This window comes from Marinobacter salinus, from assembly GCF_001854125.1.
GTDB lineage: Bacteria > Pseudomonadota > Gammaproteobacteria > Pseudomonadales > Oleiphilaceae > Marinobacter > Marinobacter salinus.
The window spans coordinates 3,824,006-3,839,997 of record NZ_CP017715.1 but is presented as its reverse complement, the minus strand read 5'-3'; the positions used below and the strand labels follow the sequence as shown (position 1 = coordinate 3,839,997).

Here is a 15,992-nt window from a genome sequence, read left to right as displayed (position 1 = left end):
ATGATCACGATTGACGTCAGCCCCGAAGCCAATCCCGCCAGACACCCCCTACCCAAGCTCACGGGCAGTCAACGATCCTGGCAGGGCCGGTTTGAGGCCATGGGCAGCCCCTGCGAGGTTTTGCTGGAAGGTGTCGGGCGCACCGATGCTGAGCAGGCACTATGCCACGCCGCCCGGGAAGCCTGGCGACTGGAGCACAAGTTCTCCCGATACGTGTCCGGCAATCCCGTTGACAGAATCAACCAGAGTCAGGGTGAGCCTGTGACCGTCGACGATGAGCTGGCTCTGATGCTGGACTACGCTGCCCAGTGTCACGAACTCAGTGACGGCCGGTTCGACGTCACCTCCGGGGTACTGCGCCGGGCCTGGCGCTTCGATGGCAGCGACCACCTTCCACAACAGGACGAAATCACGCCCCTGCTCAAGCTGGTCGGATGGAACAAACTCGACTGGCAGCGTCCGCAACTGACCCTGCCGAAAGGCATGGAAATTGATTTTGGTGGAATCGGAAAGGAGTATGCCGTAGACCGTACCCTTCTGGACCTGAAACGGTTGTTGCCGGACGGCAGTTCAGTGCTGGTGAATTTCGGCGGTGATCTGGCATGCAGCGGACCGAGGACCGATGGCAAAGCCTGGATCGTAGGAGTGGAAGACCACCGGAGGCTGACCAACAGCAATGAAACTCTGTCACTGCACGGTGGCGCCCTCGCCACCAGCGGTGACAGCCGCAGGTATTTGCTAAAGGACGGCATTCGCTATGGCCACATCCTTGACCCCCGAACCGGCTGGCCGGTACCGGACGCGCCCCATAGCGTTACGGTTGCCGCCCCAACCTGCACACTGGCCGGCATGCTGGCGACCTTCGCCATGCTTCAGGGCGCAGACGCGGAGGATTTTCTGAAAGCACAAGACGTCCCGTTCTGGGTTCAGCGCTCTACCGCCTAACGTCCCAGCCCCATGGCCTCTGCAGCTATCCGGTTCTTTACCGGCCCCAGGCCATCAAGCCAGCGCATACCCGTATTTCTCAGCCACCTCAGCGGCAGTTCGTCACGGGCAAACAGCTGCTTGAACCCTTCCATCGCGGCCATCATCGCCAGGTTTTCGCCCTTGCGCCGGCGTTGATAGCGCGCCAACACAAGATCTTCAGCGGGACCAACACCAATCCTTTTTGCACGGGACAGTTCTTCAAGCAAAGCGCGGACATCACCATAGCCAAGGTTGGCGCCCTGGCCCGCCAGCGGATGAATGGTATGCGCTGCGTCCCCGACCAGCGCGAAACCGGACGCGACATAATCCTTGGCATGGCGCTGCCGCAACGGAAACGCGAAACGCCTGGAAACCGTTTCGACTGCACCCAGCTGACGCTCAATGGCAGTTTCCAGCCCGGCTGCGAAGGCACCATCATCCAAGGCCATCAAGCGTCGGGCCTCATCCGTATCCTGAGACCAGACGATGGAACAGAAGTGATCGTCGCCCTGCTCGGTTAACAGCGGGAGAAAAGCCAGCGGACCCGTTGACGAGAACCGTTGCCAGGCCGTATACCGGTGACTCTGGGCCGTGCGAACGGTACAGACAATCGCCTGCTGGTCGTAGTCCCACTCGCGGGTGGGCAGACCAACCCACTGACGCAGTCGGGAATGGGCGCCATCCGCCGCAACCAGCAACTCAGCTCCCAGTTTTCGGCCATCCGCCAGCTCGACACCCCGCTGTTTCCCCTCCTGCCAACAGCCGGTCACCTTTACGCCATCCGTCAGATCAACGTCACTGGCTTCCAGGGCGGCCAGAAGCGCCCTGACAATGCTGTGGTTTTCAACAATGGTTCCCAGAGCCCGAGACTGCAGTTCGGCGGCATCGAAGTGGATACGGCCCGTCCCGTCACCATCCCAGACTGTCATCCCCTGATAGTCACAATGACGCCCGACCATGACGTCCTCCCAAATACCCAGGGATGCAAGCAACTGCTCGCTGGCGACAGAGATGGCGCTTACCCGGGGCTCAAAATCCTCAACGTCCGTCGCTGGCTCCAGCGGTTTCAGTAGCGCCTCGCGGGTGCTCCCCTCCACAAGTCCCACATGCCAGCCCTGGCGGGACAGGCCAAGGGCCAATGCGGAACCGATCATGCCACCACCTACCACCAGAATGTCGTAGCTCCGGGTCTCACTCATAGTCTGCAGACTCCCGTTTCCCCGAGCCCGGCCCGGTTATGACCGCTCGACGTCCGCCAATGCCCATGGCCTTGCGGGCAAACCAGCGTTTCGCCCCGGGAAGCAGGTCCAACCCCATAAGACCGGCATCACGGGCGACTGCCAATGGCATTAGCGACTGACCAAAAAGACGGATCAGGGAATCCGAGAACCGGACAGTCTGCTGCCAGTCCTGACGATGCAGCTCCTGGTAACGGCGCAGCACCCGTAGCTCCCCCAGTGACTGATTCTGCTCCACCGCGAGCCGGAACTGCTCCACCAGAGTCATTAAGCCCCGGAGTGCCAGGTTGAACCCCTGCCCCGCTACCGGATGCAGGGCATGGGCGGCATTGCCGACCAGAGCCACACCGGGCCTTACCGGCTCATCAACGGTAGTCAGTGTCAGCGGATAATGGCTGCACTCGCCAATGCGGGTAAAGCGACCAAGTCGCCAGCCGAATCGAGCTTGAAGTTGCCGACACTTATCTTCACCGGATAGGGCAAGAATATCCTGCAGCGATTGATCAGTGAGGGTCCACACAAGCGCCGACTGATTGCCGGCACGGGTCGGTGACCCATGAGGCAAAAGCGCCATCGGACCAGCATCGGTAAAACGTTCGAAGGCAGCGAACCCGTGGCTGTCGGAGGTAGAAACATTGGCAATCAGGGCATTCTGGCCATAATTGTGCGTTCGCGTCCGGAAACCAAGCTTTTCCCGAAGACCGGATCGACCGCCATCTGCCACGATTAGACACTGGGCGGTGATGGTGCTGGTTTCAGCCCCGGCTTTCAGAGAGACACAAACGCCATCCTCCGTGGGCAGCATGTCGACCACTTCTGCCGGTGCCCGCCATTCAACGTTGGTGTCGAGCAGCTCCCGCATCAGGCACAGTCCCATCCAGCGATTGTCCGCCACATAGCCCAGAGCTTCCTGCTGGTACTCAGCTGCATTCAGGCGGGTGGCCCCAAAACGTCCACGATCCGACACATGAATATAACGAATCGGTGTTGCATGTTCCGATAACCTTGACCACAACCCCAACTCCTCGAAAATCAGCCGGGAGCCCCAGGCCAATGCTGTGGAGCGGGCATCGTAGCTGGGCTGGTAGTCTTCGGGCAAAGCATCCGCAGACAGCGGGAAAGCCTCAACCACGGTAACCCTGAGCGAAGGCACCGCGCGAGATAACGCCAGTGCCAGCGTTGCCCCGGCCAAACCGCCACCGGCAATAACAAGATCAGTATCGGAACGGGTCACAGGCTCAGTCCGCCATCAGCGCTTCGATCTCGGCGATCGTTTTAGGCACGCCTTCGGTCAGTACCCGGCAGCCTTCTTTGGTTACCACCACATCGTCTTCAATGCGGATACCGATACCGCGCCATTTCTCATCCACACTGGTATTGTCTGGCGCGATATAAAGGCCGGGTTCGACAGTCAGCGCCATACCGGGCTCCAGCTCCCGCCACGCATCACCGACCTTGTAATCACCCACGTCGTGCACGTCCATGCCGAGCCAGTGACCCGTCCGGTGCATGAAAAACGGCTTGTAGGCCTCCTTGGCTATGGCCTCTTCGACGTTTCCAGACAGCAGCCCGAGATCGATCAAGCCCTGGGTGAGCACCTTGAGCGCGGCTTCGTGGGCATGATTCCAGTGGTTACCGGGACGCACTGCGTCAATGGCTTCATATTGGGCAGCAAGCACCACTTCATAGAGAGCCCGCTGTTCGGGACTGAACTTGCCGCTTACCGGGAAGGTCCGGGTAATGTCAGAGGCATAGCATTCGAGCTCACAACCCGCATCAATCAGGACCAGATCCCCCGCTTTCAGGGGGGCACGGTTCTCGATGTAGTGCAGGATACAGCCGTTGGCTCCGCCACCAACAATCGAAGGGTAGGCCGTAGAACGGGCGCCATGATCCATAAACGCATGAATAAGTTCGGCTTCGAGATTGTACTCATAGCCACCCTTGCGGGCGCGCTTCATGGCGCGGCAATGCGCTTCAGCACTGATCGCGCCCGCCTTTGCCATCACTTTGATCTCATTGGCACTTTTGTACAGACGCAAGTCATGCAGCATGTACTCCAGGGCAACAAACTCACCCGGAGGATGGGCACCTGAGCGAACCTTGCTGCGGATCACCTTGACCCAATCCATGACTTTGGTATCGAAGCTGTCATCTTTACCCAGTGGGTAGTAAACCCGGCTGCGGCCCTCGATCATGCCCGGAAGAATGTCGTCAATATCGGAAATGGGAAAGGCATCGTCCAGCCCGAACCGCTCTATGGCGCCCTCGGGGCCTGCGAGAAAACCGTCCCACATTTCCTTCTCAGGATTGCGCTCTTTGCAGAACAACACCGACTCTCCGTGTTCACGACCGGGAATCAGCGCCAGTACGGCTTCCGGCTCCCCAAAGCCGGTCAGGTAATGGAAATCGCTGTCCTGTCGGAACGGATGCAGCACATCCCGGTTACGCACGCGTTCCGGCGCTGCGGGAATAATGGCAATGCTGTCCGGCGCCATGCGTTCCATCAGGCGACTACGGCGCTCGGCAAATTCCTTAACGGGTATCATTGACGGCATAAACTCTCCCGCGGTGTGCGCCCCGCTCAGTGCAGGGTCGGTGATTGAGAGGCCGGCTTCTCCGGAGCATTGAACTCGGTGAACACGGCCAAAGCCCCCAGCCGGATGTATTCGGTGATTTCCAGCAGCTGTTGTTCGCTCTCATCATCAGCATCTTCCTCTTCCGAGAGCTGGCTGATGGCCACCATGTCTTCAATCAGCTCGCGAATCTCTTCCGGCGCCTGGCCGAGGGATTCACCGGCTGACAAGGCCATGCCTTCAAGAAAACCGCGTACCCAGGCCACCAGGGCCTCAAGACGCTGCTCAATGGCGTAATCGTCATCGGGCAGTAAAGGATGGAAACTCATGTCTGCCGATTTCAAGAGCTCGAGACTCTGGTCATAGGCTTTATTCATAAACGGCGCCAGGTCATCGGATTCCTCGACGGCGCTTTCGGGCAGCCCCATGTGTTCACACACCATCGCCATCCACTCCGGCTCTTCTATACGGGAGCCGGCTGACAGGCGACCACATAGGACACCATGCAATTCTGAGGGATGACTGAAAGCCTTGTGAGCGGTAAATACATTGGCCCAACGCTCAAATTCAGCGGCGCGGGCGGCGCCGGAGGTGTCGGTTTCTGACATGAACCAGGACAATCCTGTGTTGTTGAATGAAGCTCCTATCCTAGCATTCAGGCGATCTCAAGGCACTTTTTAGGCGAGCCAGAGAAGCACGAGCCTTCCTACACCGGATAACAGGAGTTGCTTTTCAATAAGGTAACTTACAAAATGTTATAACATATCATTTATTGCCCTGAGACAACGCCATGACTTCAGAAAAACTACCTGCCTACATCTTCGCTGCCGCCGCTCTGACCGCCTTACCAGCAATGGTATATGCCAGTGACAATCCAGGCGCCCATCAGCACGGTCATGCCGGATTACAGGTTGCTGTCAGTGGCAACCAGATTGATCTGATTTTCACTTCCCCCGCCTATAATCTGCTGGGGTTCGAGCACAAAGCCCGCACTGAAGCACAGAAAATCCGGGTGAAAGATACCATTGCCTGGCTCGGAGACACGCCCCTGGTAAACACACCCGAATCCGGCTGCAGCCTCAACGAGGCCGACGTGCACTCGGACGCAGGTCCCGACGATGACAATGGCGACCACCACGACCATGGGCATGACCACGGCGAACAGCCCGGCAGCCATTCTGATATCGACGTCACCCAGACCCTGACCTGTTCGGGGCTTGAAGACTCAGACGAGCTTGCCACGCCCCTGACCACCCGCTTCCCGGAGCTCGAAGAGCTCAGCGTGGAATGGGTGTGGTCCGAAGGACAAGGTTCAGTCCGTTTGGCTCAGGGAGAGAGCAACTTTACGCTGACCGCCAAATAATCGGGCTGCCCGCAAGCCCGCTCAGCGGTCACTCCTCGTAGGGTTCAACCCCCGTGGCGACCATGGAGTAGGAGGAAGCGCCAAGGTCATTCTCGGTACGCTCAATCACCAGTTTGCCCTCAATCCAGACCGGATCGTAAAGAGCTTCCAGGGTAAAGCCCTCTTTGAACTTGACGTGAATAATCTGATTTGGGGGTGGTGGAGGCACATGAATACAGGCGCCATAGTAGGGCACCAGGAAGAACTCCAGAATGCGCATGTCCTGAGTAGTTTTCAGCGGCACCACAAAGCCGGGAATCCGCCCTTCGACGTCGCCCATTTCCGGCACAACCCGACCGGTCATGATCTCGTCCGGTAACAGGGGCGCACCATCGCCGTCATGCTCAATCTCTGGCATATTCTCCAACAGAGCGAGATCCTCGGCCGGCATCAACTCCAGCCAGTCAATCTCCCAGGTTTCTGCCCGCCCCGTCGCGGGGAGCAGGAGCACAATAACGATCACTGTAAACAAAGGCAGAGACAAGCGTGTCCATGCAGGGGAAAGAGTCATCGGATCAAACACTCCTGGGATCGGATTCCGGAAAAACGCCATCATACACCGGGCAGACAGCAACCAACATGACCAGCAAGACAGACTCATACAGTGTCAGTTCCCCCGGCCCCGAAACCGCCATTGAAGTGCACGGCCTTGGCTTCTCCTGGCGTCCGGAGCAGGAGGCATTAAATTTTCCGGATTTCAGCCTGAATCGGGGAGAACACCTTTTCCTCCATGGCCCGAGTGGCAGCGGCAAGAGCACATTACTGAGCCTCCTCGCCGGCATGCTGCGTCCGGGAGCCGGCTCTGTCCGCATACTTGGTACCGACCTCTACCAACTCCGAGCCGGCGCCCGGGATCAGTTCCGGGCTGATCATATCGGCGTTATTTTCCAGCAGTTCAACCTGGTGCCCTATCTGACCACCCTCGCCAACGTCACCCTGCCCTGCCGCCTGTCCACACATCGTCGCGAGAGTACCGAACTCACCCCGGCGGACGAAGCGAAGGGCCTGCTCCGAGCCCTTGCCATTCCCGAAGACCACTGGCAGCGCAAGGTCACCAAACTGAGCATTGGTCAACAGCAACGAATCGCCGCGGCGCGGGCACTGATCGGCGCACCCGGCCTGATTCTGGCGGATGAGCCTACCTCGGCCCTGGATACCGACAACCGGGACCGGTTTCTGGAGCTGCTGCTGAGCCTCGCCCATAGGCACACGACCTCGGTACTGTTCGTCAGCCACGACCGATCCCTTGCCCACCATTTCCATCACCAACTGGACCTGCGGGGTACCCACAAGTGAGAGCACGCCTTGCTGTATCACTGGCTCTGGCCAGCCTCTGGCACCGGAAAAAGGTTCTGGCCCTGGTGTGCCTGACTCTGACCCTGAGCGTTTCGCTGCTCCTCGGCATCCAGTACCTGCGCACGGAGGTCAAGCAGTCTTTCACCAGCACCATCAGCGGCACGGATCTGATCGTGGGCGCCCGCAGCGGCCAGCTGAATTTGCTGCTATACACGGTGTTCCATATCGGCGATGCCACCAACAATATTCGCTGGCCCACCTACCAGGCTCTCAAAAATGACAGCCGTCTGGACTGGCTAATCCCCATCTCTCTGGGAGACAGCTACCGGGGTTACCGGGTCGTGGCCACCGACGAGAACTTCCTGAAGCATTTCCGTTACGGCCGTGACCTACCGCTGGCGCTGGCGGAGGGAGACTGGTTTTCAGGTGTTTTTGAGGTTGTGCTCGGGGCCGGCGTCGCCAGAGACCTCGGACACCAGACAGGCGAAAAATTAGTACTGTCCCACGGTGGCGGCCGGACCAGCTTTTCCAACCATAAAGACACCCCGTTTACCGTGACCGGCATTATGGAGCCAACGGGTACACCGGTGGACCAGGCGGTTTATATCGGACTGAATGGCATGGAGGCGATGCATGTAGGCTGGGAGTCCGGTGTAGCCATACCCGGTCGTACCCTGACACCGGAAAAGGCCCAGGGGAGAGACTTCACTCCCGAGGCAATCACCGCCGCCTTTGTTGGCATTGAACGGAAGGTCCTGACCTTCCGTGTGCAGCGGGAGATCAACCAGTTTGCCGACGAACCACTGTCTGCCATCCTTCCCGGGGTCTCGCTGAGCGAACTCTGGCGCCTGATGGGGCAGTTCGAGAGGGCTCTGCTAGGCATTACCGGCTTTGTCGTGGTTACCAGCCTGATCGGACTTATCGCGGTTTTACTTACTCTTCAGGCCCAGCGGGCTCACGAGATTACCGTACTTCGGGCAACTGGCGCTTCGCCCGCGCTGATTGCCTCTCTGTACATACTGGAATGCGTTTCCCTTGCCCTGATCGCCTGCCTGCTGGCCATCGCCATCGGGGCGGCCTGCCTGTCGCTGGCAAGCTCCTGGCTGTTAACCAGCTTCGGATTACAGATCTCCCTTAGACCGCTGACGGTTACCGAATGGGGGCTTCTGGCCGCAGTGCCTCTGGCGTCTTTTGTGGTAGCCCTGATACCGGCGTTCAGCGGTTGGCGCCAGAGTAGAAAGCTCGGGCTCGGGGAGGCCGCTGATCAGTGACCTGCATCACGCAAGTGTTGCAATGACAACCCTGTAAATTGACCGACTTAGCGTCCACACTTATAGTTACTTGCATTCACAACAACCGACGTTGGGCCCGTGATGGAACAGTCCGAACTACAGGCATTAGCGGACAAGCTGGATAAGCTGATCGAGCACTGCCAGAAACTCGAGCGTGACAACGCCACGCTGCGGGAACTGCAAGATGACTGGAACCGGGAACGGGCCCAGCTAATGCACAAGAATGATCTTGCCAAAAACAAGATTGAAGCCATGATTGGCCGCCTGCGGGCGCTGGAGCACCACTGATGTCACAGCAACCCACCACCGTTGAGGTGAAAATTCTCGACAAGGAATATCTGGTTGCGTGCCCCGAAGAGGAGCGCGAAGCCCTGCTTCGCTCCGCCCGGCATCTGGACAGCAAGATGCGGGAAATCCGCGCCAGCGGCAAAGTATTCGGCACGGAACGTATCGCGGTTATGGCAGCCCTGAACATTACTCACGAGCTGCTGGAACAAGACACCATGTCTGATACCACCAGCACAATTCTCAAGGCCATGGGTGACAAACTGGATACCGCGCTCAGCGACTCATCGGGGCACTGAGGTTCTGCGGATGATTAAAAGAGTTTCCGAAACAGCTATTGCATTCGGCCCGGGCTGTACCCGTATAATGGATCAACTTCCTGGGCTGTTCGCTGGTCGGATTCGTCCTCGAGCCGATGCGCACTACCCAGGTGGCTACTACAGGGCATTGTGAGCACGTCCCCGACAGGGGAAAGCCTAATATGTCACAGCGGCCACCGACCTTGAACTTTGGGTTCAAGGGCCACATCCGATAACGGCAGCCCGGGAAGCTTTCTTTTGAGCCAGTTTATCGACCCCCAACCCTTTGAGTCCCACCCGGACAACCTCTCACGCAGCCAGCTGCGAAAGGAGCTACGCCAGCAACGTCGAGCATTGTCGTTCGAGCAACAACAGCAGGCTTCCGAGTATCTCGCCCTGAATCTGTTGAAAAATCCGGACCTGCACCGCGCGCGTCACATTGCCATCTATTTGCCCAACGACGGTGAGATTGATCCCCATCTGTACCTGGACATCGCCCAGCGCAAAGGCATTCATTTCTATCTGCCAGTACTGCACCCGATTTATCAGGGCAAACTGGTGTTCAGCCCCTATTTTGACGGTGTTGAACTGATCGCCAATCGTTTTGGCATACCTGAGCCACCGTTCAGCAAGGGCATAAAGCGGCCGGCCTGGGCCCTGGACGCAGTGCTGTTTCCACTGGTTGGGTTCGATGAGAGTGGCGGGCGCCTGGGCATGGGAGGAGGTTTCTATGACCGAACTTTTGCGTTCAGCCGACTAAGACCACGACTGGCACCAAAACTGATTGGCTTGGCTCATGACTTCCAGAGGGTGGAAGCCTTACCGACTGAACCCTGGGACGTGCCTTTGCACAGCGTGGTTACAGACAGAGGGTATTACCGGTTTAAACGATCGTTGCCCGCCTGAATCGAGCCAATCGTGACATTATCCTGAACCCGCGGCTTGTCTTCAGATGCATGAATGGAACTAAACCCGGTAATAACAAGGCCAACAGCAAAAATCAGTACTATGGCTTTGATGATGTCCGGCTTGCCACCCATGGACCTCGGTTCCTTCAAATGCGAATGTTAAATTAGCGGAAAATCAGAGAGCTATTCTTGTTTTCCAGAATTAGACGAAAGACTAACATGCATCTTCAATTTTACAATTTTTGACAGGTTACAATTCAGTAATATTTTCAAAAGCCCGGAATCGGGGCCGCGGCCCCGATTCCGGGCAAGCCTATGCCGGGTTGTTTCCAGAGCCCAGAAACAGCTGGTAGGCCTCATTATCCGTCATGTTCTCATACCGGAAGCCTACCTTGTCGAGCATCTGCTCGAAGTCCTTCACTTCATCGTCATTCACCTGTGCGCCCAGCAATACCCGGCTATAGGCAGCACCATGATTGCGGTAGTGGAACATCGAAATGTTCCAGCGTGTGCCGAGGGACATCAGGAATTTCAGCAATGCACCCGGGCGCTCCGGAAACTCGAACTGAAATACCTTTTCATTGGTAATACTCGGTGCATGGCCACCCACCATGTGGCGAATATGCTGTTTCGCCACATCGCTATCGGTCAGATCAACCACCGAGTAACCATTTTCCCGCAGATCCTGCACCAACTCATCCCGGCCCAGGCCGCCAGCCTGAATCTGTATACCCACGAAAATGGTGGCCTGACTGGCATCGGCATAACGATAGTTGAACTCGGTGATGCTGCGTTTGTGCAGGGCGTTGATAAATGCCTTAAACGCGCCCGGTTTTTCGGGGATAGTCACCGCCAGAATCGCTTCCCGTTTTTCACCGACCTCCGTGCGCTCGGAAATATAACGCAGGCGATCGAAGTTCATGTTGGCGCCACTGAGTGTCGCCACCAGGTTTTCGTTCTCAATTTTTTCCCGCTCAACATACTTCTTGATCCCGGCAACACCCAAAGCGCCCGCCGGTTCCGCGATGGACCGGGTGTCTTCGAAGATATCCTTGATCGCCGCACAGATTTCGTCGGTGGATACGGTGATTACCTCATCCACGTGGTCCTTGCAGATCTCCCAGGGGTACTTGCCAACCTGCTTGACTGCCACACCATCAGCGAAAATTCCGACCTCATCCAGCACCACGCGCTTGCCGGCCTTCAAGGCAGCCTGCAAACAGTTGGAATCCTCGGGCTCCACGCCAATAACTTTGATTTCAGGCCGCAGATATTTGATGTAGGCCGCCATTCCGGCAATCAAGCCACCCCCGCCCACACAGATGAATACGGCATGGATGGGCTTGCTGAACTGCCACATCAATTCCATGGCCACCGTACCCTGGCCCGCGATCACGTCCGGGTCGTCATAGGGTGGAATGTAGGTATAGCCGTGTTTCTCAAGGAGCTCCTGTGCGTGATCAGCCGCCTGGTCGAAGGCATCTCCCTTGAGCACCACCTTGGCACCGTGGTCCCGCACCGAACGCACCTTGATCTCCGGAGTGGTCTGGGGCATCACAATGATCGCCTTGATGCCCAGATTCTTGGCCGCCAGCGCCACACCCTGGGCGTGATTGCCGGCAGAAGCACAAATTACGCCCTTGGCTTTCTGCTCTTCGGACAACTGGGCTATCCGGTTATACGCACCACGAATCTTGAAGGAAAACACCGGCTGAAGGTCTTCACGCTTAAGCAAAATATTGTTGCCAAAGCGCTTTGAAAGACTGCGGGCTTCAGTGAGCGGCGTTTCGATGGCCACGTCATAGACGCGCGCATCGAGAATCTTCTTGATGTAGCGTTGCGGCATAGTGATTCCAGTTGTTGCTGATGGATGGCTGGGAAAAAACCAATAGTGTAGAAAGTTTGCACGGCAGCCGTCTATAAGCAGAGGTCCCTTAAGCGCTATAATGCGCACAAAGCCAATCTGATTTGCAGCCGGAGCCTCCCATGACCCAGGACGAACTGAAAAAAACCGTCGCCAAAGCCGCCATTGATTACATCGCCCCGCGCCTTGATAGCGACAGCATTGTTGGTGTTGGCACCGGGAGCACCGCCAACTTCTTCATCGACATGCTTGCAGACTTGAAAAATGAATTCGACGGCGCAGTCGCCAGTTCCGAAGCCACCGCCGATCGCCTGAAAAGCCACGGCATCCCGGTGTATGAGCTCAACAGTGCCGGTGAACTGGAGTTCTACGTCGATGGCGCCGATGAAACCAACGAACGCCTGGAACTGATCAAGGGTGGCGGCGCCGCACTAACCCGGGAAAAAATCGTGGCGGCGGTCGCCAAGACCTTCATTTGCATCGCCGACGACTCCAAAATGGTAGGTATTCTGGGCAAATTCCCGCTGCCGGTGGAAGTTATCCCCATGGCCCGCAGCCATGTCGGCCGGGAAATCGTGAAACTTGGCGGCGACCCGGTTTACCGGGAAGGTGTCGTGACCGATAACGGCAACATTATTATCGATGTCCACAACATGGATATTTCCCAACCGATCCGGGTGGAAGAGCGGCTCAACAACATTGTCGGCGTGGTCACCAACGGCCTGTTCGCCCGCCGCCGGGCGGACCTGCTGCTGCTGGGAACCAAAGACGGCGTGAAAAGCATCTCGAGCGAAGGCGCCTGACCGGTTCCTGTCACGCCTCGATCGTAGAAGCTGGCCTTTCGGGCCAGCTTTTTTATTGCCCGAACCCCTGACTACCAAGCGCTTGCTTGGTGGCAGCATTTGGGCGACACTGCTCTCCATTGATTCCGAGTCAGAGGGAGCCTAACAGTGTCCGAATACTTCAATGAAACCCACGAGCAGGTCAGAGCGAGCGCCCGCAAGTTCATCGAAACCCACGTGTTACCTCACATCGACGACTGGGAAGAAGCGGGCGAATTTCCCAGGGATCTCTACAAAAAAGCTGGGGACGCTGGTTTGTTGGGCATCGGCTTTCCCGAAGCATTGGGCGGTATCGGCGAAGGCGACATCTTTCTGAAAGTGGCTGTCTCCGAAGAACTGATGCGCTCCACCTCCGGCGGCCTGGTGGCCGGCCTCGGCTCCCTGGATATCGGACTGCCGCCGGTGGCCAAATGGGCGAAAAAGGAAATCCGCGAACAGATCGTACCGCCAGTTCTACGGGGCGAAAAAATTGCCGCCCTGGCCGTTACCGAACCTGGCGGCGGTTCCGATGTCGCCAACCTGAAAACCCGGGCGGTCCGTGACGGCGACCATTACATCGTCAACGGCAGCAAAACCTTCATCACCAGCGGCATGCGCGCCGACCACTACACCGTCGCCGTACGCACCGGTGGCGAGGGCCACGGCGGTATCAGCCTGTTACTGATCGACCGGGACATGCCCGGATTCTCCACCGGCAAGAAACTGCGAAAAATGGGCTGGTGGGCCAGCGACACCGCCGAGCTTTTCTTCGAGGATTGCCGTGTCCCGTCGGACCGCCTGATCGGCGCCGAAAACGCTGGCTTCATCGCCATCATGAGCAACTTCCTGTTCGAACGCCTCAGCCTGGCAATCATGGCCTACATGACCGCCCAACTCGCCTACGAGGCGGCCCTGGAATACACCCAGCAACGCAAGGCGTTCGGCCGCAACATTGTCGGCTTCCAGGTAACCCGGCACAAGCTGGTGGACATGGCAACCCAGATCGACGTGGCCCGGGAGTACACCTACCGCTGCGCCGCCCTGATGCAGGCCGGCAAGAACCCCATCAAGGAAGTGGCTATGGCCAAGAACTTCTCGGTGGAGGTCTGCGAAAAAGTCACCCGGGAAGCGGTGCAGCTGTTCGGTGGCATGGGGTATATGCGGGAAACCGTTGTCGAACGGCTCTACCGGGACGCCAAAATTCTCTCCATCGGCGGCGGCACAACTGAAATCATGAAAGAACTGATTGCCAAGCAGATAAAACTGTAGCCGTATGCACTGAATTCAACGACCAAGGTTTAGTTTCGAACTGCAGGAGACTCCCGTATAATTGCGGCCACTTTTTAACCGCAGTTAAACGTACCTTTAACGTACCAGGAAGGATCGCACATGCAATTCGACAACATTCCCGCAGGCAAGAACCCGCCTGAAGACATCTACGTTGCCATCGAAATCCCGGCCAACAGCTCCCCGGTGAAGTACGAACTGGACAAAGACATGGGCGCCCTGCTGGTAGACCGCTTCATGGCTACACCCATGTTCTACCCAGCCAACTACGGCTTCATCCCGCACACTCTGGCTGATGACGGTGACCCCCTGGACGTGCTGGTTGTGACCCCCTACCCGATCCAGGCTGGCTCTGTGATTCGCTGCCGTCCGGTAGGTGTCCTGAACATGGAAGACGAAGCCGGTGGCGATGCCAAGCTGGTTGCGGTTCCCCATGACAAGCTGACTACCACCTACCACGACGTCAAGGAAATCGACGATCTGCCCGAGCTGCTGCGCGACCAGATCAAGCATTTCTTCGAGAACTACAAGACTCTTGAGCCGGGCAAGTGGGTCAAGGTACAAGGCTGGGACAACGCCGACGCGGCCCGAAAAGCCATCGTGGAGTCAATCAGCGCCTACAAAGGCTGATCTGACAATACGATCCATAAAAAAACCGGGCTGAATGCCCGGTTTTTTTTATGCCTGCAGGACACGCTGATCAACCCCGGGACAAAAGATCCCGCATGTCGCTGATTGCCGCGCTGGCACGGGAAATATAGGCCGCCATGGTCAGAGAGTGATTGGCCATAATTCCGAAACCACTGCCATTCAGGATAACCGGACTCCACATCGGTCCCTGAGCACCTTCAAGCTCGATGATGATCTGCTTTACACTGGCCATCGCATTCTTGTCCTGCAATACCTTCCGGAAGTCCACTTCGATAGCACGGAAAATGTGCAACAACGCCCAGGAGCTGCCCCTGGCCTCGTAAAACACGTCATCAATTCTGGTCCAGGGAGTTTTTACGTCAATCGAACCCGTTTCTTCTGCAAGAGGATTATCTTCATCAACATTGGCGACAGCGTCGGATACAGAAGCCTTGCCAACGCTTTCGCCCAGGGTGCGTGAGAGACTGCCCAGTCGGGTTTCCAGATCGGCCAGCCAATTGCTCAGGTTGTCCGCACGGGCGAAGAACTGGGCATTGGACTGCTCCGGATTCGACAGCCGGTTAAGATAACGTTTCAAAGCATCGATACCGCGGCCGTACTCAGCCTCGGTTGAAGGAATCGCCCAGCTACCGCTATCAAAGTGTAACTGCGGCTCGGCGATAATAAGGTCCGGATCTTCGGCAGACTGACTCTGGGAGCGCGCAATATCGCGGCGCATGGCACGGGACAGGTCGCGCAGCTGAACCAGCACGCCAAACTCCCAGCTGGGCATATTATCCAGCCAGAGCCCCGGCGGAAAAATATCATTGGAGATGTAACCACCAGGTTTGTCCAGAAGGGTTTCAGCAATGCGAATCATGGTAACGGTGGTGGCAAACCCCGTTACCGGCTCCCGCTCCATACTATTGGCCACGGAGCGCGTGTGCTCTCTTACCGAGAAGGTCTCAGGCTCACTGCTCCAGTACATACCCAGAATCACGGCCACCAGCAGATAGACAACCAACACAATCAGTACGAATTTACCAATCACACCGCTACCACCGGCATAATCCCGAGCGTCGTCTTTCCTGTCCCTGAAGTATTGTCTGATTTTGCCTGGCATAGAGC

General features: G+C 57.4%; 18 protein-coding genes and 1 other RNA gene. 11 read left to right on the top strand and 8 right to left on the bottom strand.

What is annotated here, in order from left to right:
• A complete protein-coding gene (locus BKP64_RS17705; RefSeq protein WP_070973762.1) occupies positions 1-945 on the top strand; it encodes an FAD:protein FMN transferase in 945 nt (314 codons plus the stop codon).
• Here BKP64_RS17705 and BKP64_RS17700 read toward each other — a convergent pair.
• Genes BKP64_RS17700 through BKP64_RS17685 form a run of 4 tightly spaced genes read right to left on the bottom strand, consistent with a single transcriptional unit; the run spans position 942 to position 5,388 of the window.
• Positions 942-2,165, bottom strand: coding sequence for an FAD-dependent monooxygenase (locus BKP64_RS17700; protein ID WP_070973021.1), 1,224 nt, complete (start codon positions 2,163-2,165; stop codon positions 942-944). The two genes, BKP64_RS17705 and BKP64_RS17700, sit on opposite strands and share 4 nt — an antisense overlap.
• Positions 2,158-3,438: a 2-octaprenyl-6-methoxyphenyl hydroxylase gene (ubiH, locus tag BKP64_RS17695; protein ID WP_070973019.1), complete on the bottom strand. Its 1,281-nt coding sequence runs from the start codon at positions 3,436-3,438 to the stop codon at positions 2,158-2,160. The genes BKP64_RS17700 and ubiH overlap by 8 nt, the downstream gene beginning before the upstream one ends.
• Positions 3,439-3,442: 4 nt before the next feature.
• Positions 3,443-4,762, bottom strand: a complete 1,320-nt coding sequence (gene pepP / locus BKP64_RS17690) for a Xaa-Pro aminopeptidase (protein ID WP_070973017.1) — start codon at positions 4,760-4,762, stop codon at positions 3,443-3,445.
• A 26-nt stretch (positions 4,763-4,788) separates the two neighbouring features.
• Positions 4,789-5,388, bottom strand: a complete 600-nt coding sequence (locus tag BKP64_RS17685) for a UPF0149 family protein (RefSeq protein ID WP_070973016.1) — start codon at positions 5,386-5,388, stop codon at positions 4,789-4,791.
• A gap of 182 nt (positions 5,389-5,570) precedes the next feature.
• Between BKP64_RS17685 and BKP64_RS17680 the strand changes: the two genes are divergently transcribed.
• Complete coding sequence (locus BKP64_RS17680; protein WP_070973012.1) at positions 5,571-6,143, top strand: ZrgA family zinc uptake protein; 573 nt, start codon at positions 5,571-5,573, stop codon at positions 6,141-6,143.
• Positions 6,144-6,171: 28 nt separating this feature from the next.
• Here the strand turns inward: BKP64_RS17680 and BKP64_RS17675 are convergent, their stop codons facing one another.
• Positions 6,172-6,693 (bottom strand): DUF3299 domain-containing protein, encoded by a 522-nt coding sequence (locus tag BKP64_RS17675; RefSeq protein ID WP_070973010.1) that lies wholly within the window; start codon positions 6,691-6,693, stop codon positions 6,172-6,174.
• A gap of 68 nt (positions 6,694-6,761) precedes the next feature.
• Between BKP64_RS17675 and BKP64_RS17670 the strand changes: the two genes are divergently transcribed.
• The 6 genes from BKP64_RS17670 (at position 6,762) to BKP64_RS17645 (ending at position 10,260) form a co-directional block, all read left to right on the top strand.
• A complete protein-coding gene (locus tag BKP64_RS17670; protein ID WP_070973761.1) occupies positions 6,762-7,478 on the top strand; it encodes an ABC transporter ATP-binding protein in 717 nt (238 codons plus the stop codon).
• Positions 7,475-8,749: an ABC transporter permease gene (locus tag BKP64_RS17665; RefSeq protein WP_070973008.1), complete on the top strand. Its 1,275-nt coding sequence runs from the start codon at positions 7,475-7,477 to the stop codon at positions 8,747-8,749. The genes BKP64_RS17670 and BKP64_RS17665 overlap by 4 nt, the downstream gene beginning before the upstream one ends.
• Positions 8,750-8,851: 102 nt before the next feature.
• The gene (locus BKP64_RS17660) at positions 8,852-9,058 is read left to right on the top strand and encodes a TIGR02449 family protein (RefSeq protein ID WP_070973007.1); all 207 of its coding nucleotides are present in this window, start codon (positions 8,852-8,854) and stop codon (positions 9,056-9,058) included.
• Positions 9,058-9,354, top strand: coding sequence for a cell division protein ZapA (locus BKP64_RS17655; RefSeq protein ID WP_070973004.1), 297 nt, complete (start codon positions 9,058-9,060; stop codon positions 9,352-9,354). Before BKP64_RS17660 ends, BKP64_RS17655 begins: the two co-directional genes overlap by 1 nt.
• A 74-nt stretch (positions 9,355-9,428) precedes the next feature.
• Positions 9,429-9,608: non-coding RNA, 6S RNA (gene ssrS / locus BKP64_RS17650), on the top strand.
• A gap of 4 nt (positions 9,609-9,612) precedes the next feature.
• The gene (locus tag BKP64_RS17645; RefSeq protein ID WP_070973002.1) at positions 9,613-10,260 is read left to right on the top strand and encodes a 5-formyltetrahydrofolate cyclo-ligase; all 648 of its coding nucleotides are present in this window, start codon (positions 9,613-9,615) and stop codon (positions 10,258-10,260) included.
• Here BKP64_RS17645 and BKP64_RS19420 read toward each other — a convergent pair.
• Together BKP64_RS19420 and ilvA are read right to left on the bottom strand one after the other, a co-directional pair.
• The gene (locus BKP64_RS19420) at positions 10,230-10,394 is read right to left on the bottom strand and encodes a hypothetical protein (RefSeq protein WP_198402626.1); all 165 of its coding nucleotides are present in this window, start codon (positions 10,392-10,394) and stop codon (positions 10,230-10,232) included. The genes BKP64_RS17645 and BKP64_RS19420 overlap by 31 nt on opposite strands.
• Positions 10,395-10,575: 181 nt before the next feature.
• A complete protein-coding gene (gene ilvA, locus BKP64_RS17640; protein WP_070973000.1) occupies positions 10,576-12,108 on the bottom strand; it encodes a threonine ammonia-lyase, biosynthetic in 1,533 nt (510 codons plus the stop codon).
• Between the two features lie 140 nt (positions 12,109-12,248).
• On the opposite strand from ilvA, the gene rpiA reads away from it, so the two are divergent.
• The 3 genes from rpiA (at position 12,249) to ppa (ending at position 14,864) form a co-directional block, all read left to right on the top strand.
• Positions 12,249-12,929, top strand: a complete 681-nt coding sequence (rpiA, locus tag BKP64_RS17635; protein ID WP_070972998.1) for a ribose-5-phosphate isomerase RpiA — start codon at positions 12,249-12,251, stop codon at positions 12,927-12,929.
• Positions 12,930-13,076: 147 nt separating this feature from the next.
• Positions 13,077-14,216: an acyl-CoA dehydrogenase family protein gene (locus tag BKP64_RS17630; RefSeq protein WP_070972997.1), complete on the top strand. Its 1,140-nt coding sequence runs from the start codon at positions 13,077-13,079 to the stop codon at positions 14,214-14,216.
• Positions 14,217-14,336: 120 nt separating this feature from the next.
• On the top strand, positions 14,337-14,864 hold the full coding sequence (ppa, locus tag BKP64_RS17625; protein ID WP_070972994.1) for an inorganic diphosphatase: 528 nt from the start codon (positions 14,337-14,339) through the stop codon (positions 14,862-14,864).
• Positions 14,865-14,934: 70 nt separating this feature from the next.
• On the opposite strand, the gene BKP64_RS17620 is transcribed toward ppa, so the two are convergent.
• Positions 14,935-15,987 (bottom strand): DUF2333 family protein, encoded by a 1,053-nt coding sequence (locus tag BKP64_RS17620; RefSeq protein WP_070972992.1) that lies wholly within the window; start codon positions 15,985-15,987, stop codon positions 14,935-14,937.
• Between the last annotated feature and the right edge of the window lie 5 nt (positions 15,988-15,992).

Excerpts from the sequence above, each read along its gene's own strand:
- ilvA (WP_070973000.1), bottom strand. The coding sequence starts at position 12,108 with ATGCCGCAACGCTACATCAAGAAGATTCTCGATGCGCGCGTCTATGAC.
- ppa (WP_070972994.1), top strand. The coding sequence starts at position 14,337 with ATGCAATTCGACAACATTCCCGCAGGCAAGAACCCGCCTGAAGACATC.
- BKP64_RS17620 (WP_070972992.1), bottom strand. The coding sequence starts at position 15,987 with ATGCCAGGCAAAATCAGACAATACTTCAGGGACAGGAAAGACGACGCT.
- BKP64_RS17655 (WP_070973004.1), top strand. The coding sequence starts at position 9,058 with ATGTCACAGCAACCCACCACCGTTGAGGTGAAAATTCTCGACAAGGAA.
- BKP64_RS17685 (WP_070973016.1), bottom strand. The coding sequence starts at position 5,388 with ATGTCAGAAACCGACACCTCCGGCGCCGCCCGCGCCGCTGAATTTGAG.
- BKP64_RS17700 (WP_070973021.1), bottom strand. The coding sequence starts at position 2,165 with ATGAGTGAGACCCGGAGCTACGACATTCTGGTGGTAGGTGGTGGCATG.
- rpiA (WP_070972998.1), top strand. The coding sequence starts at position 12,249 with ATGACCCAGGACGAACTGAAAAAAACCGTCGCCAAAGCCGCCATTGAT.
- BKP64_RS17705 (WP_070973762.1), top strand. The coding sequence starts at position 1 with ATGATCACGATTGACGTCAGCCCCGAAGCCAATCCCGCCAGACACCCC.
- BKP64_RS17680 (WP_070973012.1), top strand. The coding sequence starts at position 5,571 with ATGACTTCAGAAAAACTACCTGCCTACATCTTCGCTGCCGCCGCTCTG.
- BKP64_RS17670 (WP_070973761.1), top strand. The coding sequence starts at position 6,762 with ATGACCAGCAAGACAGACTCATACAGTGTCAGTTCCCCCGGCCCCGAA.
- pepP (WP_070973017.1), bottom strand. The coding sequence starts at position 4,762 with ATGCCGTCAATGATACCCGTTAAGGAATTTGCCGAGCGCCGTAGTCGC.
- BKP64_RS17675 (WP_070973010.1), bottom strand. The coding sequence starts at position 6,693 with ATGACTCTTTCCCCTGCATGGACACGCTTGTCTCTGCCTTTGTTTACA.
- BKP64_RS17660 (WP_070973007.1), top strand. The coding sequence starts at position 8,852 with ATGGAACAGTCCGAACTACAGGCATTAGCGGACAAGCTGGATAAGCTG.
- BKP64_RS19420 (WP_198402626.1), bottom strand. The coding sequence starts at position 10,394 with ATGGGTGGCAAGCCGGACATCATCAAAGCCATAGTACTGATTTTTGCT.